Source organism: Duganella sp. AC237 (assembly GCF_979254035.1).
The window spans coordinates 365,230-389,069 of sequence record NZ_CEEDEW010000003.1 but is presented as its reverse complement, the minus strand read 5'-3'; the positions used below and the strand labels follow the sequence as shown (position 1 = coordinate 389,069).

Below are 23,840 nucleotides of genomic sequence, written 5' to 3'. Positions count from 1 at the left end.
ATGAGCAAGACCAAAGCAATCGCAGCAGCAGTAATGGCCACCCTGGGCCTGACGGGTGCCGCAATCGATACCGCCGTGGCGCAGGAGTCGCCAAAAGCGCCATGGCTGGTGCGCGTGCGCGCGGTGAACCTGAACACGGCCGACAAGTCGGACCCGGTCGGCGGCGTCGGCGCGTCGGACCGCATCACCGTCAGCGACAAGACCATCCCCGAATTCGACGTCGCCTACTTCTTCACCGCCAACCTGGCGGCGGAGCTGGTGCTGACCTATCCGCAAAAGCATAACGTCTATCTTGACGGGTCCAACATCGGCACCTTCAAGCACCTGCCGCCGTCGCTGCTGTTGCAGTACCACTTCACGCCGGACGCGCCGCTCAAACCCTATCTCGGCGCGGGCGTCAACTACACCACCTTGTCGAAGGTGCGCCTGCTTAACGGCCAGGCCAGCCTGGAACACGACAGCGTCGGACTGGTGGTGCAGGCGGGCGTCGACTACGCCATCGACAAACAATGGTCGCTCAACTTCGACGTCAAGAAAGCGCAGATCCGCAGCGACGTTATGATCGGTGGCGCCAAGGCCAGCCGCGTCAAGGTCGATCCGCTGATGATCGGCGTGGGTGTCGGCTATCGGTTTTAAAACGCGGTTCTAAACCGCCGAATAGCGTTCCGCCATTTTCTGTTCGCGGAACGCTTCCGTCATAAAATCCACGAACGCCCGCGTCTTCGCGGGCATCAGTTTTTGGCTGGTGAAGTATAGCGAGATCGCGCCGATATCAAGATACCAGTCGGGCAGCACGCGTTGCAGCTCGCCGCTGTCCAGATGCGTCCCCAGATCGGTCATCGCCAGCATCGCCACGCCCATGCCCAGCAAGGCAGCGGTGCGGATCGCATCGGGATCGTTCAGGAACACGCGCGGCCGCAGCACCGCCGACATGCCGTCTCCGGCGCGATTGCGCATCTGCCACGTCTTGGCCCTGCCGCTCTGCGGCGAGCGCATGACGATCGCGTCGAGGTCCGCCAGGTCCGCCGGCGTCACCGGCGGCTTGCATCCCTTCAGATACGCGGGCGATGCCACCAGCACGCCGTGCACCGGCATCAGCCCGCGCGCCACCACACCCGGCGCCAGCTCGAAGCCGCCGCCGATCGCCGCATCGAAGCCGCCGGCCACCAGATCGACGCGCCGGTTTTCCACATGGACGTCCAGGGTCAGCGCCGGATAGCGCGCCATAAACGCCGGCATCAGCGGCAACACGTGACGGCACCCGAAGCCCGGCGCCATGCTCAGTTTCAGCACGCCGGCCGGCTCGCCCGCCTTGGCAGTGACCTCCGCGATCGCGCCCTGGATGCCGTCCAGACCCGCGCCGACGGAATTGAGGAACCGCTCGCCGGCTTCGGTCAGAGTCAGCCCGCGCGTGGTGCGCTGGAACAGCCGCACGCCGAGGTTGCGCTCCAGCTGCGCCACATTGCGGCTGACGGCGGCCGGCGTCAGCGCCAGGCGACGCGCCGCCGCCGAAAAGCTGGACGACTCCGCGCTGCGGACGAAAGACTCAAGGTTGGACAGGGTTTCCAATGCGATGCTTTCAACGTTTGCTTGAAGCTGATACTACCAAGCTATGACTACCCGTAGCAAGTGCGGGCGGCCATACTGAACTCATCGACACCCAATCAACGAAAGGAAACACATCATGAACATCTCCATCATCGGCGCAGGCGCCATCGGTTCCGCCATCGCACGCAACCTGTCCAAGGCCGGCATCGCCGCCACCATCGCCAACAGCCGCGGCCCGGAATCGCTGGCCGCCCTGCACGCGGAGCTGCCGAACGTCCGCCCCGTCACCATCGAGGAAGCGGCCAAGGCCGACGTGGTCTTCCTCGCCGTGCAGTGGAGCCGCATCCCGGAGGCGGTGCGCAATCTGCCCGCCTGGAACGGCCGCATCGTCGTCGACGCCAACAACGCGATCGAAGCGCCGTCGTTCAAAGCGGTGGACCTGGGGGGCCGCGCATCGAGCCTGGTGATCGCCGACCTGCTGCCCGGCGCCCGCGTCGTCAAAGCCTTCAACCATCTGGGCGCCGCGCTGCTGCAAAGCGATCCGCAATCGGAGGGCGGGCGCCGCGTGCTGTTCTACTCGGGCGACGACGCCGACGCCAAGAAAACCGTCGGCCAGTTGATCGACCAACTGGGATTCGCCGGCGTCGATCTGGGCACCCTCGATGGCGGTGGACGTCTGGCGCAGTTCCCCGGCGGTCCGCTGCCGGTGCTGAACCTGGTCAAATTCGGCTAACGTTGCGGCACCACGACAGCGCATTCCTTTAAACGGCACGGACGGGTATATTGAGATACTTGCCTATGTGAATCAAAGGAATGCCGCCATGAGCCTCGACCACGTAAAAATCGGAACGCGCCTCGGCGCCGGTTTCGCCATCGTTCTGGCGCTCCTGGTGGCAGTTCTGGTGCTGGGGCTGAGCTCAATGAGCCGCATTGGCAGCAGCACGCAAGACATCATCGAAGACAAGAACGTCAAGATGGCGGCGGCCAACCACATGGTCGACAGCGTCCGCGACATCACGCTACATCTCACCAATATCGTGGTCGTCCCGAGCACGCCGGAAGTCAACGCCGAGCTGCAGAAAATCGCCGACGCGCGCCAGAAGTACGGCGTATCGAAAAAAATCCTGTCCGACCGCGCCGGCGACGAAAAGGAAAAGGCCATGCTGGCCAGGCTGGATGCGCTGATCGCCGACGGCGCGGCAAAAAACAACAAGGTGATCGAGCTACGCAAGGAAGGCGAGATCCAGGACGCCACCGCCTATCTGACGCAGACGGCCGGTCCAAGCCTGCAAGCCGTGCTCAAAATACTGAACGACATCGTCGCCCACGAAAGCGCGGAGGCCAAACAGGCCGGCGAAGAAGTGGCGGCGGTGCTGCGCTCATCGAAGCTGCTGCTGGTGGGCCTGGGCGTGCTGGCCGTGGCGCTGGGCGCGGCGGTGGCCTGGTTCATCACGCGCTCGATCACGGTGCCGCTCTACGCCGCCGTCGACCTGGCCGAGACGGTGGCCGCCGGCGACCTGTCGACGCGTATCGAAGTCACCGCCACCGACGAAACGGGCCGCCTGCTTAACGCGCTCAAGGCCATGAACGACAGCCTGCTCAACGTCGTCGGCCAGGTACGGCAAGGCACGGACACCATCACCGTCGCCTCCAACGAAATCGCCGCCGGTAACATGGACCTGTCCTCGCGCACCGAGCAGCAAGCCAGCTCGCTGGAGGAAACCGCGTCGTCGATGGAGGAGCTCACCTCCACCGTCAAGCAGAACGCCGACAACGCGCGCCAGGCCAACACCCTGGCGCGCAGCGCGTCCGAGGTGGCCAGCAAGGGCGGCGCCATCGTCGCGCAGGTGGTCGACACCATGGGCTCCATCAACGCCTCGTCGCGCAAGATCGTCGACATCATCTCGGTCATCGACGGCATCGCCTTCCAGACCAACATCCTCGCGCTCAACGCGGCGGTGGAGGCGGCGCGCGCCGGCGAGCAGGGTCGCGGCTTCGCGGTCGTGGCGTCGGAGGTGCGCAACCTGGCGCAACGCTCGGCGGCGGCGGCCAGGGAAATCAAGGAATTGATCTCGGCCTCGGTGGCCAACGTCGACGACGGCTCCAAGCTGGTCAACGAGGCCGGGCAAACCATGGGCGACATCGTCGACAGCATCCAGCGCGTGACCGACATCATGGGCGAGATCACCTCGGCCAGCCAGGAGCAGACGATGGGCATCGAACAAATCAACGTCGCCATCACGCAGATGGACGAGGTCACGCAGCAGAACGCCGCGCTGGTCGAGCAGGCGGCGGCCGCGTCGCAGAGCATGCAGGAGCAGGCGGAGGCGCTGGCCAGGGTGGTCGGTTTCTTCAAAACGGGCGCGGCGGCGCCGGCCATGCGCGTGGCGGCGCCGGGGACGGCTATAATGTTGCAAACCCGATAGCACCGACCGGAAGCCCGCCCATGCGCAAGATACCGATAGTACTGATGTCCCTGATGCTGACGGCGTGTGTCGACGATAGCGCCTCGTACTACCCGCAGAGCGGCAACAGCGAGCATGTGATCACCGTGCACCGGACGCAGAAGTATTTCTGGAGCAGCGACAGCAGCGTGGAATTGATCATGCAGCATCTGCCGCAGTGTCTGCGCAGGATCGAGCTGTCGGACATGCCGGCCGACGATGTCGAAATCGAGCTGCTGTCGGGCGGGGATAATGTGTGGACTTTGCGCGCCGGCAGCGAGATGTGGCAGATCGAAACGCAAACCTGCACCCGGTATCCGGATGTCAAAGGCGATGGCGGGGAATTGATCGGCGTGTTCCGCGTGGACGGGGACAAGCTGGTGTTTGAAGAAGCCGTGCTGGAACCGGCGAAATAAGAATATCAACGGATCCACGTAGGGCGGATTAGGCGGAACGCCGTAATCCGCCATCGACGAGCCGCCAGCGGCGCATGCAATGGCGGATTACGCTTCGCTAATCCGCCCTACGTATCTCCCCGGGGGATTAACGTGTCTGTCCCGGGGGATGAAACACGTATCTCCCTGAGCCGATCTCAGCGTGACAGCGCCATCCGGCGCGGCGCCGGCCTGGCCGCCGGACGCGGCTGATGGCTGGCCACGCTCTGCGGTTGATCGCCGCTCAACTTGAACCGGCTCACCAGCTCGGCCAGATTGCCGGCCTGCTCCTGCATGCTGCCCGCCGCGGCGGCCGCCTGCTCCACCAGCGCCGCGTTCTGCTGCGTGACCGAATCCATCTCCGTGATCGCCGTGTTCACATGGCCGATCCCCGTGCTCTGCTCGCTCGACGCGGCCGTGATCGCCGACATGATCTGCGTCACGCGCGAGACGCTGGCCACCACCTGGTCCATCGTCGTGCCGGCTTCGGCCACCAGCGCGCTGCCGGCGCTGATGCTGTCGACCGACGCGTTGATCAGCTCCTTGATCTCCTTGGCCGCGCCGGCCGAGCGCTGCGCCAGGTTGCGCACCTCGGACGCCACCACCGCGAAGCCGCGGCCCTGCTCGCCCGCGCGCGCCGCTTCGACCGCCGCGTTCAACGCCAGGATGTTGGTCTGGAACGCGATGCCGTCGATCACGCTGATGATGTCGACGATCCGCGTCGCCGAGGCGTTGATCGTGTCCATCGTCTGCACCACCTGCGAGACCACCTTGCCGCCTTTTTCCGCGACCGCCGAGGCCGACATGACCAGCTGGTTGGCCTGCACCGCGTTGTCGGCGTTCTGGGTCACGGTCGAGGTCAATTCCTCCATCGACGCGGCCGTCTCCTCCAGCGAGCTGGCCTGCGATTCGGTGCGGGCCGACAAATCCATATTGCCCGAGGCGATCTCGCCCGACGCGGTGGCGATGGTGTCGGCGCTGCGGCGGATCTCGCCGATGGTCTCGGCCAGCCGCTCCTGCATCGACTTCATCGCGAACAGGATGCTGGCGTCGTCGGTGGCATGGGTCTTGATCGGCGAGCTCAGGTCGCCGCCAGCGATCTGCAGCGCCACCTTGCTGACGTAGTCGGGGTCGCCGCCGATGGTGTGGCGCAGGCTCTTGTTGACCAGGCTGACGATGGTCCAGAGTAACAGGCACACGCCGGCCAGCAAACCCGCCGATTTGAGCAGCGAGGCGCGGAAGGCGGCGTCGACGTCATCGATGTAGACGCCGGTGGTCAAGTCCCAGTTCCACGGCGCGTAGTGCACCACGCGGCTCAGCTTGGGCACCGGCGTGGTGGTGTTCGGCCGTATCCACCAGTAGCGCACGAAGCCCGCGCCGTCCGGCGAGGCGCCGGCGGCCTGGATGTCGCGGTACAGATAGGTACCGTTCGGGTCCTTGAAATCGACCATGTCCTTGCCGTCGTTTTCCGCCTTGAACGGATTCATCAGGGACACGGTGCCGCTGGTGATGGTGATGTAGCCGTCCTTGCCGTAGCGCAGGCCCTTGATCAGCGCCATCGCTTGCTTTTGCGCCTCTTCCTTGGTCATGCTGCCGTTGGCGGCCTTGTCGCCGAACTGCTTGACGATGCTCAGGCCGGCGTCGTCGATGTGGCGCAATTCGTTGCTGCGTTCTTCGATGCGCAGCGTGCGCGCCTGGATCGTCTCATACAGGAAAATCGCGGTGATGCAGAGCAGGCTGCAAATGAGCGGCACCCAAAGCTTCTGCTGGAAAGACAATTTGTTCATGGAGGTCTCCTGTTTGCTACAGGAAACTATACCGAAAAATGTTAAATTCCGGGTGTGATAACGCTACCCTGTTGTTTATTTGGGAATGGGCAATAGTAAGCTCGACAATAAAAAACGGGCGCGGCGATCTTTATCGCCGCGCCCGTTGGCTGACTGATGGTGCCGGCGGCCGGTGGCCGGACCGACACCTTATGGAGCGGGTGCTTATTGCGTGGTGCCGCCTTTGACGGTTTTCGCAGCCATTTGCGCCTTTACGTTGGCGTTTTTGGCGCGCGGCGCCATATAGGCGGCGTCGTCATAAGCCTCGTTGCGGTCCAGCTCACCGGCGTTGCGGGCGGCAAGGGTCTGGGCTTTCACTTCTTCCCTGGTCAGCGTGCTGGCCGGTGCGTTGAACAGCGCGGCGTTCAGGGTGGCTTCGTTCTGGTCCAGCTGGCCGGCGGCGCGGGCGGCGACGGTCTCGGCGATGACTTTTTCGCGGGTCAGCTGGCCCGATGGTCCTTGGGCGAAGGCGGCGCCGGCGGCAACCAGCAGGGAAACCGATGCGATGATGGATTTGACGTTCATTTTATTGCTCCTTATCTGATTAGCGTAATGCTCCGGAGAGCGGCTTATCGGCTGGTGCTGCGTTGTTTGTCGATAAGTCATCTTAGTATTAAAAATTCAGATAAAAAAGTTCAATTTTCCGGTCAAATCCATCCGATTATCCGATCTCGACGCCGGAATCAGCGCTTTTCGCTGTCTAGCGCAACGGACGCATGGGCGTTGTAGCGGTCGCCGGCGGCCGCATCGGCGGGCACCGCCTCGGCCAGCCGGGCCAGGTCGGCCGGCGACAGCCGCACCGCGTTGGCGCCCAGCGCCTCCGTGAAGCGGGCGCGGGTGCGGGCGCCCACCAGCGGCACGATGTCCTCGCCCTGCGCCGCCACCCACGCGATCGCCACCTGCGCCACCGACACGCCCAGTTCGTCGGCGATGGCGCGCACTTTCTCCACCAGCCCCAGGTTGTGGTCCAGGTTCTCGCCCTGGAAGCGCGGGCTGGCCAGGCCGCGGAAATCGGCCTCCCCGGCGCGCTGCTTGCTCCAATGCCCGCTGATCAGGCCGCGCGACAACACGCCATAGGCGGTGATGCCGATGCCCAGTTCGCGGCAGGTTTGCAGGATGCCGTCCTCGAGGCCGCGCGAGATCATCGAATATTCGATTTGCAGATCGCTGATCGGATGGACGGCGTGGGCGCGGCGCAGGGTCTCGCTGCCGACTTCGGACAGGCCGATGTGGCGCACGTGGCCCGCTTTGACCAGCTCGGCGATGGCGCCGACGGTGTCCTCGATCGGCACCGCCGGGTCCAGCCGCGCCGGGCGGTAAATGTCGATGTGCTCCACACCCAGCCGCTTGAGGCTGTAGGCGGCAAAGCTCTTCACGGCCGCCGGCCGCGCATCGTAGCCGATCCAGTTGCCGGCAGGATCGCGCATCGCGCCGAATTTGACGCTGATATTGACGTTGTCGCGGCCGCCGGCTTGCAGCGCCTCGCTCAGCAGCAACTCGTTGTGGCCCATGCCGTAGAAATCGCCGGTGTCGAGCAGGGTGACCCCGGCGTCCAGCGCGGCGTGGATGGTGGCCAAGCTTTCGGCGCGGTCGGCCGGGCCGTACAGATCGGACATGCCCATCAGTCCCAGGCCCAGTTGCGAGACTTGCGGGCCGGTGCGGCCAAGTTTGCGTGTTTGCATGATGAAGCTCCAGAGGGAGTAAGCGGAGCAATCATTATGCTATTATCGATCGCAGTAATAAATATGCGCAAATTCATTACTTCATTCGAAAAACGATAACAATCATGGATCAGTTCAAAGTGATGCAGATCTTCCGGGCGGTGGCCGACTGCAAAAGCTTCACGCAGGCGGCCGAGCGGCTCAACCTGCCCAAGCCCACCGTCACCAACGCCGTGCAGGCCATCGAACAGCAACTGGGCGTGCGACTGCTCCAGCGCACCACGCGCAAGGTCAGCCTCACGGCCGAGGGCGCGCAATATCTGGAGCGCTGCACCGCCCTGCTCAACGACCTGGAGGACATGAACGGCCTGTTCGCCGGCGACGGCCGCCTGCTCAGCGGCACGGTGCGGGTCGACCTGCCGGAACGGTTGGCGCACCTGATCGTCATTCCCGCGCTGCCGGATTTCCTCCAGCGCCACCCGGGCATCCAGGTGCGGCTCGGCTCCGGCGACCGCTTTGCCGACCTGGTCGGCGAAGGCATCGATTGCGCCGTGCGCGGCGGCACCTTGCGCGACTCCACCCTGGTGGCGCGGCGCATCGGCCATCTGCAACAGGTCAACCTGGCCTCCCCGGCCTATCTGCAACGCCACGGCCGACCACAAACACTGGACGATTTACAACACCACTACGCGGTTAATTTCTTCTCCAGCCAGACCGGCCGCGACATGGACTGGGAATACGTCGACGCGGACGGCGCCGGACGCACGCTGGCGATGCGCAGCCAGGTCTCCGTCAGCGGTACCGAGGCGTATATCGCCGCCTGTGTCGCCGGCCTGGGCCTGATCCAGCTGCCAAGCCAGACCATCATCCCGCTGCTCGCGTCGGGTGCGCTGGAGGAAGTGCTGCCGGCGTGGCGGCCCGCGCCGATGCCCATCAACATCGTCTATTCGCACAACCGCCACCTGTCGCCAAGGGTGCGGATGTTTGTAGACTGGTTAATTAGTGTCATTGAGCAACAAAATGTGTCAGAATGAGGCCATCGTCCCTTAACAAAAGTTATTTTCATGAAACTGCTCCTGTCGACGGCGCTGCTGGCTGCCTACTCGTGCGCCAGCGTTGCGGCCGCGCCCCAAGCGCCCGGCACGGCCACGGCCAAGATGCTGCACAGCGCCCAGCAGCGGATCGACGCCGCCAGTTGGCTCGAGCACGTCACCACGCTCTCGTCGGACGACTTCGAGGGGCGCGCGCCCGGCACGCGCGGCGAGCAGCTCACCATCGACTATTTGCAACAGCAGTTCAGGAAGCTGGGCCTGGAGCCGGGCAATCCGGACGGCACGTATTTGCAGCAGGTGCCGACGGTCGGCATCTCCAGCCACCCGACGATGAGCTACGTGGCCAAGGACGGACCGGCCACCCAGCTGATCTTCGGCGACGACTACGTCGCCTGGTCGGCGCGTGCCGAACGGCAAATCGACGTCACCGACTCTGAACTGGTGTTCGTCGGCTACGGCGTGCAGGCGCCGGAATATCGCTGGGACGACTACAAGGGCGCGGACCTGAAAGGCAAGACCCTGGTCATGCTGATCAACGACCCGCCGTTGCCGGACCCCAAGCAACCCAAGCGGCTGGACCCGGCCGTGTTCGGCGGCGCCGCGATGACCTACTACGGCCGCTGGGCCTACAAATATGAAATGGCCGCGAAGATGGGCGCGGCCGGCGCGCTGATCGTGCACGAAGCCAAGGCCGCCGCCTATCCGTACGAAGTCGTGCGCAACAGCTGGAGCCGGGAAAACTTCGCCATCTTCGACAAGGCGCCGGACCCGGACTTCCCGGCCGTGCCCGGATGGCTGCAGATCGACCGCGCGCGCGACGTCTTCAAGGCCGGCGGCTTCGATTTCGAGGCGCTGAAAAAGCAGGCGTTGGCGCGCGAATTCAAGCCGGTTCCGCTGGGTGTCAAAATCAGTGTGAGCGAACTCAACGCCTGGCGCGACATCGCCTCGCACAATGTCGTGGCGAAGATCGCCGGCTCCGACCCGCAGCTGAAGGACGAAGTCATCGTCTACAGCGCGCACTGGGACCATTTCGGCATCGATGAAACCTTGCCCGGTCCGCGCACGCAGCAGATCTTCCATGGCGCGCTCGACAACGCCGCCGGCGTCGCCACCTTGCTGGAGATCGCCAAGGCCTACAAGGCGTTGCCGCTCGCCCCCAAGCGCACCATCGTGTTCCTGGCGACCACCGGCAAGGAGCGCGGCCAGCTGGGCGCCAAATACTACACGCGCAACCCGCTGTATCCGATCGACAAAACGCTGGTCAACATCAACCTGCAGGGCATGAACGTCTGGGGCCGCACGCGCACCGTGGAGTTGCGCGGCATGGGCCAGTCGACGGCCGATGATGTGGTGGTGAAAGTGGCGCGCGGCCAGGGCCGCACGGTGCGTCCGGACAGCAACGGCGAGTACGGCAATTTCTACCGCGGCGACCAGATCGAATTTGCCAAGGCCGGCGTGCCGGTGGTGTATCTCAGCGACAGCCTCGACTTCATCGGCAAGCCGGCCGGCTACGGCCGCGAAAAGCTGATGCGCTACAGCGCGCAGCAATACCACACAGTCAACGATGTGGTCGATCCAAAGTGGGACACGCGCGGCGCGGTGGAGGACATCGCGCTGTTGTTCCAGACCGGCTACCACATCGCGCAAAACAAGGACGTGCCGCAATGGAAGCCGAACGCCGAGTTCCGGCGCAAACAAGGCTCCCGTTAAAACCTAGCGGGTGATGACACTTCGTACTTGAACCTCTATACAAATTTTTGTATATTAGTGGGATGAGCGATCTAAAGCCTGTGGAGTTTCGAGGAAGTTCCCTAGACGATCTGCGTGCGTTCCCTGTCGATGCGCGGCGTGAAGCAGGCTACCAGATAGATCGAGTTCAACAGGGACATGATCCAAACGACTGGAAGTCCATGACGAGCATAGGTCCGGGCGTGAAAGAAATTCGGATTCGGGATGCCGCAGGCGCTTTCCGCGTCATTTATGTGGCGAAGTTCGCGGAGGCCATCTACGTGTTGCATTGCTTTCAGAAAAAAACACAGCAAATACGCAAACAGGATATCGATCTGGCGGCGCAACGCTACCGCGAACTCAAAACGGAGTTGGGAAGATGACCAAGCAACAATTTGCTAGCGTTTGGGACGCCATAGAGGACACTCCTGTTGAGGCCGAGAACATGAAATTGCGCTCACACCTCATGGTCCAACTTCAAGACTATATCGCGCGTGCCGATCTCAATCAAACCGAAGCAGCTAAGCTCTTCAACGTCACCCAGCCGCGTGTCTCCGATCTGATGCGCGGCAAAATCAACCTATTCGCCATCGATGCGTTGGTGAATATGGCGGCTGCGGCTGGTCTAAAGGTTGAAATTCAGTTGCGCGACGCTGCCTGATTAAATTCGGCGCCCAGCTTTTGTAGCTGCGCGTGGTTGCGCTGCTTAAAGGCGTCGGGGCCGGCCGCGGCGATATCCGCCCGCAGGCCTTGCCTGGCCTGATCGATGCGCGCGGTGTCCTGCGGCGACAACTCCATCAAACTGTTCAGATACGTCACGGCCCATTGCAATCGCGTCGCCGGTCCGGCCGCCGCGTTCCACGCCTTTTCATACCAGTCGAGCGCGCCCGTCATGTCGCCGCGCCGCTTCGCTCCTGTCGCCAGGCTCAGCATGAAATAGTAGGGCGAATGCGAACGCGGCAACTCCGCCAGCAACACCTGCTCCGCCTGCGCCGACAACCCGGCGTCGTTCAACGCGCTGACCGCAGTGTTGACCAGCGTGTGCCGCTCATACGGATCGGTCGATTCGGCCAGCGCCGCTTCCACGCGATCGCGCACCTGCTGCTGCAAGCCCTGCGTCGACGAGAGCAAGCGCGTCAGCCGCATCTGCAGCCGCACCGCCGCCAGGCGGTCCGGCGCGCCGAGCCAGAAATCGTCGGCCCATTGCGCAGCCGCGCCGCTGAGCACCGCGGCCAACTCCTCGCGGCGGCCGGCGAACTTGATCAGATTGACGCCGCTATTGCTCAGGATATCCATGTTGGCGCGCGCCAGGCGCGCATCCGAAAAAATCGCCATCAACACTTCGGCGTTGGCCGCAGCGTCGGCGCCTTTGCCGGCAGTGGCCAGCTGCGCATGCAGGCCCAGGCGCGCGGCCGCGTCGGCATCGTCGCAAAGGCGCACCAGCGCCAGCAGGGTGCCTGCCAGATCGCGCCCGCCCAGCAAACGCCCCTCGTCGGTATCCCAGGAATAATGACTCAGCAACGACCACTCGTCCGCGCCGGGCTTGCGCGCGCCGTCCGGTTCCAGCGCCGCCGCCAGCGCAATCGCGGCGCTGGAACCGGATGCATGCACTGCCAGCGCCGTGTCGAAGGCGGCAACGAACAGTTCGCCATCGAGCTCGCACGGCAGGCGCGTGATCTCGCCGCCGTCGGGCGCAAACAGCACCAGGGTTGGATAGCTGCGCAGCCCGTAACGCGCGGCCAGCGCCTGGGCGCCGGGCGTGTCGCCGTCAAGGTGGCAACACAACACCGACGCCGAGCGCCGCACGAATTCATCGCGCGCAAAGATTTCGGCCTTTACGCGATTGCACGGCGGACACCAAACCGCGCCCCAATACAGGAACAACGGACGTTGTTGCGAGCGCGCCAGCGCGAAGGCGGCCTCCAGTTCGCCGGCGTGCCGGACTTCATTCCATGCGATGGTCATGCTTTAGGACGGTAGGTATTCAATAATTTGGCCGCGATCGACACGGTCACCGGCGAATCGGGCCACACATCATCCGGCCCGAACCAGCGGGCGTCGGAGATCTCCGTTTGATCGACGCGGATCTCGCCGTCCAGATACTCGGCGGTGTAGGCGATCATCAGCGAGTGCGGGAACGGCCACGACTGGCTGCCGAAGTACTGCAGGTTGTGCACGCGCAGCCCGACCTCCTCGAACACCTCGCGGTGGATGGCCTCCTCGATCGATTCTCCCGCTTCCAGGAAGCCGGCCAGCGCCGTGTAACGCTTGGCCGGCGAATTGGTGTGCATCGCCAGCAGCACCGAGTCGCCCTTGCGGATCAGCACCATCATCGCCGGCGAGATGCGCGGATACGCGGTCATGCCGCAGTTCAGGCACTTGTAGCAGCGCTCGCCCGTGAGCCGTTGCATCGGCGTGCCGCAAGCGCCGCAAAAGCGATGCGTGCGCGCCCATTCGGCCAGCTGGAACGCCCTGCCCGCCAGCCCCAGGAAGCCATCGTCGACCGCGCCGAACAGCGAGCGCAGCCCGTGATAACCGTGCTCCGCATCCACCGGCAGCGGCTGGTCCAGCCATGCCAACTGATAGTAACGCCCCTCCCACGTTCCCAGCGAGTGGATGCGTTCGGCCGGCAGATCGAGCGCCGCGACCTTGTCCGGGTCCGGCAAGCCCAAGGTGGCGTTGTGCAATAGCAACTCACCGCGATGGAACACGAAAGTGAGCGCACGGTCGTGCTGTTCGGGATTAATCAGGGGAATAAATGTGGCGGGCGTGAGCAGCATAGAGGGAACGAGAAAGGTTACGCGCGAACCCTTATCTTACAGTGTTTCTTATTTGCTTCTTTTGCCTGGCACGCGGTCTTGACAAGGTGATGACACAAGCAACACCAAGCGATTGTTTTTAGACCAAGATTTACGCTGCTTTTAGGCGTCTTCTCACTCAATCAGACTAATTGCCGGTAAGATATATTTCCGTCAGGAGATAAATTATGCCATCGATAGTACCTGGATTCACCACCGACCAAATCATCAGCCTGCAACCCAGCCAGATTGCACTGCTGACGACGGCGGACGTCGCCGCGCTGACGACTACGCACATGAGTGTGCTGTCGAGCGCGCAGTTGGCCGCGATCGGCACCAGCCAGTTACGGGCGCTATCGACGCAAAATCTGCGCGTGCTCAGCACCGACCAGATCGGCCAGGGCTTGACCACCAAGCAAATCCAGGCGCTGACCACCGGACAAATGATCAGCCTGACGAATGATCAATTGGTCCACGGCTTGACCACCGACCAGTTCGCCGCGCTGGCAACGGTGCAGGTCGCCGCGCTGACCACCGCGCAGATCGCGCTGGTCGAGGCCGACGACATCGCCGCGCTGCAAACCCGCCAGGTGGCCGCGCTGAACACGGCGCAACTGCGCGCGCTCAGCACCGCCCAGATCGTCGCATTGACTTCCAGCCAGACCGCCGCCCTGCAGACCCGCCAGCTGGCCGCGCTGACCACCACCCAGTTGGCCAGCATCGACACCGACGACATCGGCGCCATGACCACGCAACAGCTGGTCTCGCTCGGCACCGCCGCGCTCGGCGCGCTGAGCACCGACCAGATCGCCGCGCTGCGCACCGCGCAAAGCAGCAGCCTGTCGACCGCGCAAATCGGCGCCCTCGCCAGCGAACAGCTGGCCGCGCTCGGCACCGCCGGCTTCGCCACGCTCAAAACCGCGCAGATCGCCGCGCTGACCACCAAACAGTTCGCCGCGCTCAGCACCGACCAGATCGTCGCATTGACGACCGCGCAAACCGCCGCGCTGACCACGCTGCAACTGGGCCAGATGAGCTCGGCCCAATTGGCCGCGCTGGAAACCCAGGATTTCGCCGCGCTCAGGAGCCTGCAACTGGCCGCGCTCGGCACGGCCACCTTCAGCGTCCTCAGCACCGACCAGATCGCCGCCTTGACGACAGCCCAGGTGACGGCGCTGCGCAGCGCCCAGTTGCGCGGCCTGAGCACCGACCAGATCGTCGCGCTGGGTACCCAGCAAGTGGCCGCCCTGACCACCGCGCAAGTCGCCGTGCTGACCCCGGACCAGGTCGCCGCGATCGAAACGCGCGACATCGCCGCGATGAAAACGGCGCAGGTCGCCGCCTTCACCACCGCGCAGCTGAACGCGCTGAGCGCCGACCAGCTGGCCGCGCTGACCACCGCGCAAGCGGCCGGCCTGACCACGGCGCAGATGGCGTCGCTGGGCACCGCGCTGCTTGCCGCGCTGGAAACCCAGGACCTGGCCGCGCTGCGCACCCAACAAATCGCCGCGATCTCCAGCCAGGGCATCGCCGCGCTGGGAACCGGCCAGGTGGCCGCGATGACGACGGCGCAGATCGCCGCACTGAAAACCGCACAACTGGCGGCGCTGGACACGGCGCAGTTCGCCGCGCTGGGCACCGCCCAGGCCAACGGACTGAGCACGCAAAACGTGGCCGCATTGTCGACCTTGCAGTTGAGCGCGCTCAGCACGGCCAACCTGGCCTCGCTCAAGACCCAGCAGATCGCCGCGATGGGCACGGCCCTGATCGCAGCGCTCGGCACCGACCAGATCGTCGCGCTGAAAACCGCGCAGGCCCAGGCCCTGAGCTCTCTCCAGCTGTCGGCCTTGTCGAGCGATCAGCTGAACGCCATGGATACCCAGGACCTGGCCGCGCTGCGCACGCAGCAGCTCGCCGGCCTGGGCACCGCCAATATCGCCGCGCTGGCCCCCGCCCTGGCCGAGGCGCTGACCACCGCCCAGGTCGCGGCCCTGTCGACCGGCCACATCGCCGCCCTCGGCACGGCCCAGATCGCCGGCCTGACCAGCGGCCAGGCCGCCGCGCTGACCAGCCGCCAGATCGGCGCGCTCAGCAGCGATCAGATCGCCGCCATCGAAACGCGCGACCTGGCCGTCATGAAAACCAGCCAGCTCGCCGCCATCGGCACCGGGCAGTTCGGCGCGCTGACCACGGAACAGGTCGCAGGCCTGACCTCGCTGCAGGCGGCATCGCTGCTGACGCAGCAAGTGGCGGCGCTCAGCACCGCCCAGGTCGTCGCGATGGAAACCCAGGACCTGGTGGCGCTCAAATCGCAACAAGCGGCCGCGCTGTCGAGCGACGCCGTCGCCGCCCTGACGACCACCCAGTTCGCCGCGCTGGCCAGCACCCAGCTGAGCAATTTCACCAACAGCCAGCTCGCCGCGCTGACGACGGACCAGATCGTCGCACTGACCACCGCCCAGGCCGCCGCGCTGAGCACCCGCGCCATCGCCACCCTGTCGACCGACCAGCTCAACGCGCTGCAAACGGCCGATTTCGCCGCACTGAAAACCGTGCAGATCGCCGCCCTGACCCCGTCCCAGGTGGCCGCGCTCAACACCGACCTGATCGTCGCACTGACGACCCAGCAGGCCGCCGCCTTGACCGGCCTGCAGCTGCAGGCGCTCACCACCGACCAGCTCGGAGCGATGGAAATACAGGACTTTGCCGCGCTCAAAACCAGCCAGCTGCTCAGCCTGGGCACCAAGGCCATCGCCACCTTGACCCCCACCCAGGTCGCCGGGCTGCAAACCGCGCAAATCGCCCAGCTGACTTCGGGCCAGATCCAGATCATGAACTCGGCCCAGCTGGGCGCGCTGACCACGGCGCAAGTGAACGCCTTCAGCACCGTCCAGATCGGCTACCTGCTGACCGCGCAAATCGCCGTGCTGACCACCGCCGACTGGGCCGCGCTGAAATCGTCGCAGCTCAACGCCTTGAGCGCGAGCCAGCTGGCAGCCGTCACCACCGACCAGATCGTCGCATTGACCACGGCGCAGACCGGCGCGCTGTCCACCCAACAACTGGCGCTGCTGTCGACCGACCAGCTGGTGGCGATGGAAACCCGCGACCTGATCGCCCTCAGAACGCAACAAATCGCCGGCCTCGACACCTCGCATGTCGCCGCGCTGACCACCGCCCAGCTGCAAGCGCTGAAAACCCAGCAGATCGCCGCCTTGACCAGCAAGCAGCTGGCGGCGCTGACCACCGACCAGATCGTCGCGCTGACCACCGCGCAAGCGGCCAACCTGGGCACCGCTCAGATGGTCGCCTTGTCGAGCGACCAGTTGCTCGCGCTCGAGACCGCCGACGTGGCCGCGCTGAAGACGGCACAACTGGCCGCGCTGGGCACCGAGCAAATTAGCCTGCTGAGCACCGACCAGATCGTCGCGCTGACCACCCAGCAGGTCAACAACCTGGGCACGCGCCAGCTGCAGGCGTTGACCAGCGACCAGATCGCCGCGATGGAAACGCGCGACCTGGCCGCGCTGAGGACCGTGCAGGTGGCCGCCCTGGGCACCGCCAACCTGAACGCGCTGAGCGCCGACCAGATCCGGGCGCTGAGCGGTCCCCAATTGAACGGCCTGGGCAGCGCCCAGCTGCAATCGCTGAACACCACGCAAATCGCCGCCCTCAGCACGGCGCAGGTGGCCAGCCTGTCCACCGTGCAAGTCGCCTTGCTGAGCAGCGAGCAATTGCTGGCCCTCGGCACGGACGCGCTGGCGCGGATGAAAACGGCGCAAATCGCCGCCATCAAAACCGCCCAGATCGCCGCCCTGGACAGCGACCAGCTGACCGCGCTGACCACCGCGCAAGTGAGCGGCCTGTCCACGCAGCAAATCGCCGCCCTCGGCAGCGACCAGTTGAACGCGCTGGAAAGCCAGGACTTCGCCGCCCTCAGAACGGTGCAGATCGCCGCGCTGGGCACCGCCATGATCGCCAGCCTGAGCACCGCGCAGGCCGCCGCGCTAACCAGCGTCCAGGTCGCCGGCCTGGGCACGGCCCAGCTCGTCGCGCTCGGCACCGACCAGTTGCAAGCCTTCGCCACCGGCGACGTCGCCGCGCTGAGAACCGTGCAGATCGTGGCGCTGACCACCGACCAGGTCGCCGCGCTGACCAGCGACCAGTTCCGTTCGCTGACCGCCGCCCAGATGGCGGCGCTCACCAGCGACCAGTTCCGCGCGCTCGGCAGCGACCAGATCGCCGCGCTGAGCATGCTGCAAGCGGGCAACCTGACCACCGTCCAGGTGCGCGCGCTGACCGCCGGCCAGTTGGCCGCGCTGGAAACGCAAGACCTGGCCGCGCTCAAGACCCAGCAAGTGGCGGCGCTGAGCACCGACCAATTCGTGCTGCTCAACAGCGACCAGATCGCCGGCCTGACCGTCCCCCAAGTGGCCAACCTGACCAGCCAGCACCTTGCCGCGCTGGTCACCGACCAAATCGTCGCGCTGGAAACGCGCGACCTGGCCGCGTTGCGGACCGCCCAATTGCAGACGTTTAGCAGCGACCAGCTCGGCGCAATCACCACCGACCAGCTGCAAGGCATGACCGCCGCCCAGCTGGCGTCGCTGAGCACCTCGCAATTCCAGAGCCTGCTAACCGCGCAGATCACCTCGCTGACCACGCAGCAGGTCGCCGCGCTGGCCACCGGCCAGATCGCCAGTCTGACCAACGATCAACTGGCCGCGCTCAGCACCGATGAGATCGTGGCGCTCAAGGCCGCCCAGATCGCCGCGTTCAACACCGGCCATATCTCGCTGCTGAGCACCGACCAGGTCACCGCGCTGACCAGCCCGCAGGTCGCCTCGATGTCGACCGGCCAGCTGTCGTCGCTGAACTCGGACCAGATCCACGCGCTGAGCTCGGAAGATTTCGCCGCCCTGAGCGCCGCCCAATTGACCGCGCTTGGCGGCCTGACCAACCTCGGCACCGACCAGATCCAGGCACTGACCCAGAACCAGATCGGCGGCCTGAGCACGGCGCAAGTGGCCGCGCTCACCACCGACCAGATCGTCGCGCTGACCACGCGCCAGATCGGCAGCCTCAGCACCGCCGGCATCGCCGCCTTGAGCAGCGACCAGTTGCGCGCGATCGAACTGGAAGACGTGGCCCAGTTGAAAGTGCAGCAGCTCGCCGCGCTGAGCACCGAGCAGGTCACCCAGCTGACCAACGACCAGATCATGTCGCTCACCACCGCGCAGCTCGGCAGCCTGGCGACCGCCCAGATCGCCGCGCTGACCACCGCGCAAGTGCAGGCGCTGACCACCGCCGAAGTGCTGTCGCTCAAAACCGCGCAAATCGCCGCGCTCGGCAGCGACCAGCTCAACGCCCTCGTCATCGACCAGGTGCAGGTGCTGAGCTCCGGCCAGCTCAACGCCCTCGGCAGCGCGCAGCTGCGCGCGCTGACCGCCGACCAGATCATCCAGCTCACCACGCAACAATACGCGCAGCTGGCCACGGCGCAAGTGGCCGCCCTCAGCACGGACCAGCTGGGCGCCATCGAACTGGAAGACCTGGCCGCGCTCAAGACCGCGCAAATCGCCGCGCTCGGCACCGACCAGATCCAGTCGCTGACGGTCGACCGCATCGCCGCGCTGACCACCGCGCAGACCCAGGCGCTCAGCAGCAATCAATTGCTGGCCCTGACCACGACGCAAATCCAGGCGCTGACCACCGACGAATTGCTCGCCCTCAAGAGCTCGCAAATCGCCGCCCTCGGCACCGACCAGCTCAACGCGCTGCTGGCCGACCAGTGGCAAAGCCTGGGCTCGGCGCAACTGAACGCGCTGACCCCGGCCCAGTTCCAGTCGCTCAGCAACGACCAGATCATCCAGTTGACGACGCTGCAATTCTCGCAACTGGCGACCGCCCAGATCGCCGCGCTGGGCACCGCCCAGCTGAACGCGATGGAATTGGAAGACCTGGCCGCGCTGGTGGGCAACCAGATCGCCGCGCTGGGCACCTTGCAAGTCAGCCTACTCGGCCTGACCCAGATCGACAACCTGACCACCGCGCAAGTGGCCGCGCTGACCAGCAACCAGCTGGTCGCGCTCGGCACCGACCAGCTGCGGGCGATCGCCACCGACGACCTGCAAGCGCTCAAAACGTCGCAGGTGCAGGCGCTGACCACCGTCCAGCTGACCGCGCTGACCATCGACCAGCTGCAAAACCTGACCACCGCCCAGCTCGACGCATTGACGTCGGCGCAGGCGGCCTCGCTGACCACGGACCAGATCGCCGCGCTGACCACCTTGCAGATGGACAACCTGGCCACCCGCCAGTTGGGCGCGCTCGGCAGCGACCAGATCGCCGCCATCGGCACCGACAACTTCGCCACCCTGTCGAGCACGCAACTGGCCGCGCTCAATGCCGCCCAGTTCGCGGCGATCACGACCGACCAGATCGTCGCGCTGAGCAGCGCGCAAACGGCCGCGCTGGGCACCGCGCAAGTGGCCGCGCTCGGCAGCGACCAGCTCAACGCGCTGGAGACGGCCGACTTCGCAGCGCTCAGGACGGCGCAGATCGCCGCCCTGACCACCGCCAACGTCGCCGCGCTGACAACCGGCCTGATTAGTACCCTGGGCACCGCGCAAATCGGCGGCCTCAGCACCGATCAGATCGCCGCCTTCAACACCGACCAGATCATGGCGCTGGGCACGGCGCAGGTCGGCGTGCTGAACACCGCGCAGATCGGCGTGCTCAGCACCGACCAGATCGCCGCACTCAGCACAATGGACTTCGTCGCCCTGCACAGCAACCAGCTAGCCGCCTTCAACACCGACCAGCTCGGCGCGTTGACCGCCGAGCAGCTCAACGCGCTGTCGACCAGCGCCGTCACCGGCCTGACCACGCAACTGCTGGGCGCGCTGACGACCTTGCAATTGAGCCTGCTCGAAACCGCCCACGTGGCGGCCTTGACCTCGGTCCAGCTGCCATCGCTGAGCACGGCCCAGCTCGCCGCGTTGAACACCGACCAGTTCGCCGCGATCAACACCGTCGCCCTCAAGAACTTGCAAGCCGCGCAATTCGCCGCGTTGACCACCGACCAGATCGTCGCCCTGACCACCGCCCAGATGCGCGCGCTCGGCAGCACGCAGCTGACCGCGCTGGGCAGCGATCAGGTGGCCGCGCTGGAGACGGTCGACCTGGCCGCGCTGTCCACCGCGCAAGTGGCGGTGCTGGGCACGGACCAGTTGCAAGCCCTGCTGACCGACCAGCTGGCCTCGCTGGGCACGGGGCAAATCGCCGCGCTGACCACCGACCAGATCGCCGCCGGCCTCAACACCGACCAGATCGCCGCGTTGACCACGGCGCAAGCCGCGTCGCTGGCCACCAAACAGGTGGCGGCGCTGACGACGGACCAGATCGTCGCGCTGGAAACGGCCGACCTGTCGTCCTTCACCACGCGCCAGATGGTCGCGCTCACCAACGACCAGATCGGCGCACTCAACAGCGACCAGCTCAACGGCCTCGCCACCACCCAATTGGCGGCCTTGACCACCAGCCAACTCAGCAGCGGCCTGAACACGGCCCAACTGGCCGCGCTGGACGCCGACCACGTCAGTTCCCTGACCACCGCGCAACTGGTCCATGGCCTGAGCAGCGACAGCATCGCCGCGCTGACCACCAGCCAGTTACTGGCATTGCGCACCGCGCAGACCTCCGTCCTGGGCAGCAATCAGGTGCAGGCGTTGACCACCGACCAGATCGTCGCGCTGAGCACCGCGCAAGCGTCGACCCTGACCACGCAGCAAGTCACCGCGTTGACGACGGATCAGATCGTCGCCATGGAAACGGACGACCTGGTCGCGCTGAGCACACGCCAGATCGCCGCCATCAACACGGCGCAGGTCGCCGCGCTGGCCGCAGGGCAGCTCAATTCGCTGACCCTGGCGCAACTGGCCGCCTTCGGCACCAGCCAGCTGGCCAACGGCCTGCAAACGGTGCAGGTGGCCGCGCTCGACAGCGCCCACATCGCCGCGCTGACCACCGCCCAGCTGGCCCTCGGCCTGAGCACCGACAACCTGCTGGCCCTGACCACCGACCAGATCCGCGCGCTGGGCACCACCCAGCTCGCCGCCCTGACCACCGCCCAGGCCAGCAGCCTGAGCACCGACCAGATCGCCGCGCTGGCCACGGCGCAAATGACCGGCCTGTCCACCGCGCAAATGCAGTGGCTGACCGCCGACCAGCTGGCCGCGCTCAGCACCGCCCAGGTCGCCGCGCTCGACACCCAGGACGTCGCCGCGTTGACGGCCGGCCAGTTCATCTGCCTGAGCACCGCCCAGACGGTGGCGCTGACCACCAGCCAGGTGCGCGGCCTGAAGACGGCGCAGGTCGCCGCCATCGACGGCGCCCAGATCACCGTCTTCAGCACCGACCAGATCGCCGCGTTGGGTACCGCGCAAGCGGCCGCGCTCGGCGTCACCGCCGTGCTCGCGCTGTCGACCGGACAGCTCGGCGCGCTCGCCACCGCCAGCGTCGCCGCGCTGGGCACCTTGCAAATTGCCAGCCTCGAAGTCACGCAACTGCCGGGCCTGAACACCACCCAGGTGCAGGCGCTCACCAGCGCCCAGCTCGGCGCGCTGACGGCCGACCAGCTTTTCGCCCTGAGCACCGGCCAGATCAGCGCCCTGCGCACCGCGCAGATCGGTTACCTCAACACCACGCAACTGTCGGCGCTATCGAACGGCCAGATCCAGGCCCTCACGACGGAGCAGGTCGCCAGCATCAAGCTCAGCCAGGTCACCGCGCTGACGGTCGACCAGGTCGCCGCCTTCGACACCAGCCAGCTGCAAGCGCTGACCACGGCGCAAATCCAGGCGCTGACGTCGACGCAACTGAACGCGCTGACCGGCAACCAGGCCGCCGCGCTGACCACGGTGCAGATGGCCGCGCTGAAAAACGCCCAGATCGCCGCGCTGACGATCGACCAGATCAACGCCTTTACGCCGACGCAACTGGCGGCCTGGACCACCAGCCAGCTCGGTTCGCTGACGGTGACGCAGATCGGCTACCTGTCGACCACGCAGATCGCCGGCCTGACCAACACGCAGGTGACCGGCCTCAAGGCGAGCCAGTTGCAGGTCTTCACCACCGACCAGATCGCCGCGTTCACGGCCGGGCAGATCCCGTCGCTGACCACCACCGGCCTGACCGCGCTCAGCGTCGCGCAGGCGAACGCCTTCACCGGCGCCCAGGTGGCGTCCATGTCGGTCACGCAAACGATGGCGCTCAACGCCGCGTCGGTCAACTACGCCACGCCGCTGGTGCTCGACCTCGACGGCAACGGCGTGCGCACCCTCAGTATCGCGGCGGGCGTCCGGTTCGACATCCGCGGCGACGGCCAGGCCGTCAACACCGGCTGGGTCGACAGCAAGGACGGCCTGCTGGCCCTGGACCGCAACGGCGACGGCGTCATCAACGACGGCGGCGAGCTGTTCGGCAGCGCCACGACCCTGGCCGACGGCAGCAAAGCGGCCGACGGTTACGCCGCGCTGGCCGCGCTCGACAGCAACGGCGACGGCCGCATCAGCGATGCCGACGACGCGTTCGGCGCGCTGCGCGTCTGGGTCGACGGCAACTCGGACGGCGTCAGCCAGGCCGGCGAGCTCAAGACCTTGGCGCAACTGGGCATTGCCACGATCGCCACCGGCGCCGGCAGCGCGCTGACGCAACAAAATGGCAACATGATCGGTTTGACATCGAGCTACACGGGCACCGACGGCAGCGTGCACGACAGCGCCGACGTCTGGTTCCTGGCGCAAAAAGCGACGGCATCGGCAGCGCCAGCGACCTCCTTGCAACAGCAAGTCAGTGGCCTGAGCAACGCCCTGTCGAGCTTTACCGCTGCCAATCCGGCAACGACCGGCGTCAACAATGCGGCACAAACGCAACAGCTGACCGCATTGCAAGCCACCGGTTTGGCCGGCGAAAACAGCGTGCAAGCGATGACCGACGCGCTCAAGCAATACCACGCCGGGCAGGGTCTGCGAGGCGCCGCCGGCGCGCTCATCGGCACCCACCGCGAGCAGGCCGGCCACAGCGCCACCAGCTGGTTTAGCGTCCCCAACCGCTAACCCAACCCGGGGTCAAGTCTGTCATTCGGACACGCTCACAACCGTATCTGCATGATACGGAAGGGCTTGTGTCCGAATGTCGGCACTGACCCCGAGGGTTGTGATCGCTTGAGCAGAGGTGGTTTTACATTCTTGCTCCTGAGCCAAAAGTTGCCCCGTAGCCAGCGACAAAAGGTATGATGGTGCCTACCTTTTGTGGCTCCGCGGGCCGTTCGCCGCGTGCCGGATCGA

15 protein-coding genes are annotated in these 23,840 nt (G+C 65.7%); 9 read left to right on the top strand and 6 right to left on the bottom strand.

Annotated features, from left to right (window positions below; translation table 11 throughout):
• Positions 1-636 carry an OmpW/AlkL family protein gene (locus AC0IYS_RS02005; protein WP_471703609.1) on the top strand — a complete coding sequence of 212 codons (636 nt, stop codon included), beginning with the start codon at positions 1-3 and terminating at the stop codon, positions 634-636.
• 9 nt (positions 637-645) lie between these two features.
• Here AC0IYS_RS02005 and AC0IYS_RS02000 read toward each other — a convergent pair whose 3' ends face one another.
• Positions 646-1,569 (bottom strand): LysR family transcriptional regulator, encoded by a 924-nt coding sequence (locus tag AC0IYS_RS02000; protein WP_471703608.1) that lies wholly within the window; start codon positions 1,567-1,569, stop codon positions 646-648.
• 115 nt (positions 1,570-1,684) lie between these two features.
• Between AC0IYS_RS02000 and AC0IYS_RS01995 the strand changes: the two genes are divergently transcribed.
• From AC0IYS_RS01995 to AC0IYS_RS01985, 3 genes are all read left to right on the top strand, one after another.
• Complete coding sequence (locus tag AC0IYS_RS01995; RefSeq protein ID WP_471703607.1) at positions 1,685-2,281, top strand: NADPH-dependent F420 reductase; 597 nt, start codon at positions 1,685-1,687, stop codon at positions 2,279-2,281.
• Between the two features lie 88 nt (positions 2,282-2,369).
• Positions 2,370-3,974, top strand: coding sequence for a methyl-accepting chemotaxis protein (locus tag AC0IYS_RS01990; RefSeq protein ID WP_471703606.1), 1,605 nt, complete (start codon positions 2,370-2,372; stop codon positions 3,972-3,974).
• Positions 3,975-3,994: 20 nt separating this feature from the next.
• Complete coding sequence (locus tag AC0IYS_RS01985; RefSeq protein WP_471703605.1) at positions 3,995-4,408, top strand: hypothetical protein; 414 nt, start codon at positions 3,995-3,997, stop codon at positions 4,406-4,408.
• Between the two features lie 176 nt (positions 4,409-4,584).
• Here AC0IYS_RS01985 and AC0IYS_RS01980 read toward each other — a convergent pair whose 3' ends face one another.
• The 3 genes from AC0IYS_RS01980 to AC0IYS_RS01970 all read right to left on the bottom strand — a co-directional run bounded on the left by AC0IYS_RS01980 (position 4,585) and on the right by AC0IYS_RS01970 (position 7,934).
• Positions 4,585-6,213 carry a methyl-accepting chemotaxis protein gene (locus tag AC0IYS_RS01980; protein WP_471703604.1) on the bottom strand — a complete coding sequence of 543 codons (1,629 nt, stop codon included), beginning with the start codon at positions 6,211-6,213 and terminating at the stop codon, positions 4,585-4,587.
• Between the two features lie 204 nt (positions 6,214-6,417).
• Positions 6,418-6,777, bottom strand: coding sequence for a DUF4148 domain-containing protein (locus AC0IYS_RS01975; RefSeq protein WP_471703603.1), 360 nt, complete (start codon positions 6,775-6,777; stop codon positions 6,418-6,420).
• 158 nt (positions 6,778-6,935) lie between these two features.
• The gene (locus tag AC0IYS_RS01970; RefSeq protein WP_471703602.1) at positions 6,936-7,934 is read right to left on the bottom strand and encodes an aldo/keto reductase; all 999 of its coding nucleotides are present in this window, start codon (positions 7,932-7,934) and stop codon (positions 6,936-6,938) included.
• 104 nt (positions 7,935-8,038) lie between these two features.
• Here AC0IYS_RS01970 and AC0IYS_RS01965 point away from each other — a divergent pair, with 104 nt between their 5' ends.
• The 4 genes from AC0IYS_RS01965 (at position 8,039) to AC0IYS_RS01950 (ending at position 11,354) form a co-directional block, all read left to right on the top strand.
• The gene (locus tag AC0IYS_RS01965; protein WP_471703601.1) at positions 8,039-8,947 is read left to right on the top strand and encodes a LysR family transcriptional regulator; all 909 of its coding nucleotides are present in this window, start codon (positions 8,039-8,041) and stop codon (positions 8,945-8,947) included.
• 30 nt (positions 8,948-8,977) lie between these two features.
• Positions 8,978-10,675, top strand: a complete 1,698-nt coding sequence (locus AC0IYS_RS01960; RefSeq protein ID WP_471703600.1) for a M28 family peptidase — start codon at positions 8,978-8,980, stop codon at positions 10,673-10,675.
• Positions 10,676-10,737: 62 nt separating this feature from the next.
• Positions 10,738-11,076: a type II toxin-antitoxin system RelE/ParE family toxin gene (locus AC0IYS_RS01955; protein WP_471703599.1), complete on the top strand. Its 339-nt coding sequence runs from the start codon at positions 10,738-10,740 to the stop codon at positions 11,074-11,076.
• The gene (locus AC0IYS_RS01950) at positions 11,073-11,354 is read left to right on the top strand and encodes a helix-turn-helix domain-containing protein (protein ID WP_471703598.1); all 282 of its coding nucleotides are present in this window, start codon (positions 11,073-11,075) and stop codon (positions 11,352-11,354) included. The genes AC0IYS_RS01955 and AC0IYS_RS01950 overlap by 4 nt, the downstream gene beginning before the upstream one ends.
• Here AC0IYS_RS01950 and AC0IYS_RS01945 read toward each other — a convergent pair.
• Together AC0IYS_RS01945 and nudC are read right to left on the bottom strand one after the other, a co-directional pair.
• Positions 11,333-12,658 (bottom strand): thioredoxin family protein, encoded by a 1,326-nt coding sequence (locus AC0IYS_RS01945; protein WP_471703597.1) that lies wholly within the window; start codon positions 12,656-12,658, stop codon positions 11,333-11,335. The genes AC0IYS_RS01950 and AC0IYS_RS01945 overlap by 22 nt on opposite strands.
• Positions 12,655-13,473, bottom strand: a complete 819-nt coding sequence (nudC, locus tag AC0IYS_RS01940; protein ID WP_471703596.1) for an NAD(+) diphosphatase — start codon at positions 13,471-13,473, stop codon at positions 12,655-12,657. Before nudC ends, AC0IYS_RS01945 begins: the two co-directional genes overlap by 4 nt.
• A gap of 206 nt (positions 13,474-13,679) precedes the next feature.
• Between nudC and AC0IYS_RS01935 the strand changes: the two genes are divergently transcribed.
• Entirely contained in the window at positions 13,680-23,609 is a 9,930-nt protein-coding gene (locus tag AC0IYS_RS01935; RefSeq protein ID WP_471703595.1) for a hypothetical protein, read from the top strand.
• The last annotated feature ends 231 nt before the right edge of the window (positions 23,610-23,840 follow it).

Excerpts from the sequence above, each read along its gene's own strand:
- AC0IYS_RS01980 (WP_471703604.1), bottom strand. The coding sequence starts at position 6,213 with ATGAACAAATTGTCTTTCCAGCAGAAGCTTTGGGTGCCGCTCATTTGC.
- AC0IYS_RS01985 (WP_471703605.1), top strand. The coding sequence starts at position 3,995 with ATGCGCAAGATACCGATAGTACTGATGTCCCTGATGCTGACGGCGTGT.
- AC0IYS_RS01965 (WP_471703601.1), top strand. The coding sequence starts at position 8,039 with ATGGATCAGTTCAAAGTGATGCAGATCTTCCGGGCGGTGGCCGACTGC.
- AC0IYS_RS02005 (WP_471703609.1), top strand. The coding sequence starts at position 1 with ATGAGCAAGACCAAAGCAATCGCAGCAGCAGTAATGGCCACCCTGGGC.
- AC0IYS_RS01945 (WP_471703597.1), bottom strand. The coding sequence starts at position 12,658 with ATGACCATCGCATGGAATGAAGTCCGGCACGCCGGCGAACTGGAGGCC.
- AC0IYS_RS01975 (WP_471703603.1), bottom strand. The coding sequence starts at position 6,777 with ATGAACGTCAAATCCATCATCGCATCGGTTTCCCTGCTGGTTGCCGCC.
- AC0IYS_RS01995 (WP_471703607.1), top strand. The coding sequence starts at position 1,685 with ATGAACATCTCCATCATCGGCGCAGGCGCCATCGGTTCCGCCATCGCA.
- nudC (WP_471703596.1), bottom strand. The coding sequence starts at position 13,473 with ATGCTGCTCACGCCCGCCACATTTATTCCCCTGATTAATCCCGAACAG.
- AC0IYS_RS01990 (WP_471703606.1), top strand. The coding sequence starts at position 2,370 with ATGAGCCTCGACCACGTAAAAATCGGAACGCGCCTCGGCGCCGGTTTC.
- AC0IYS_RS01970 (WP_471703602.1), bottom strand. The coding sequence starts at position 7,934 with ATGCAAACACGCAAACTTGGCCGCACCGGCCCGCAAGTCTCGCAACTG.
- AC0IYS_RS01960 (WP_471703600.1), top strand. The coding sequence starts at position 8,978 with ATGAAACTGCTCCTGTCGACGGCGCTGCTGGCTGCCTACTCGTGCGCC.
- AC0IYS_RS01935 (WP_471703595.1), top strand. The coding sequence starts at position 13,680 with ATGCCATCGATAGTACCTGGATTCACCACCGACCAAATCATCAGCCTG.
- AC0IYS_RS01955 (WP_471703599.1), top strand. The coding sequence starts at position 10,738 with ATGAGCGATCTAAAGCCTGTGGAGTTTCGAGGAAGTTCCCTAGACGAT.
- AC0IYS_RS01950 (WP_471703598.1), top strand. The coding sequence starts at position 11,073 with ATGACCAAGCAACAATTTGCTAGCGTTTGGGACGCCATAGAGGACACT.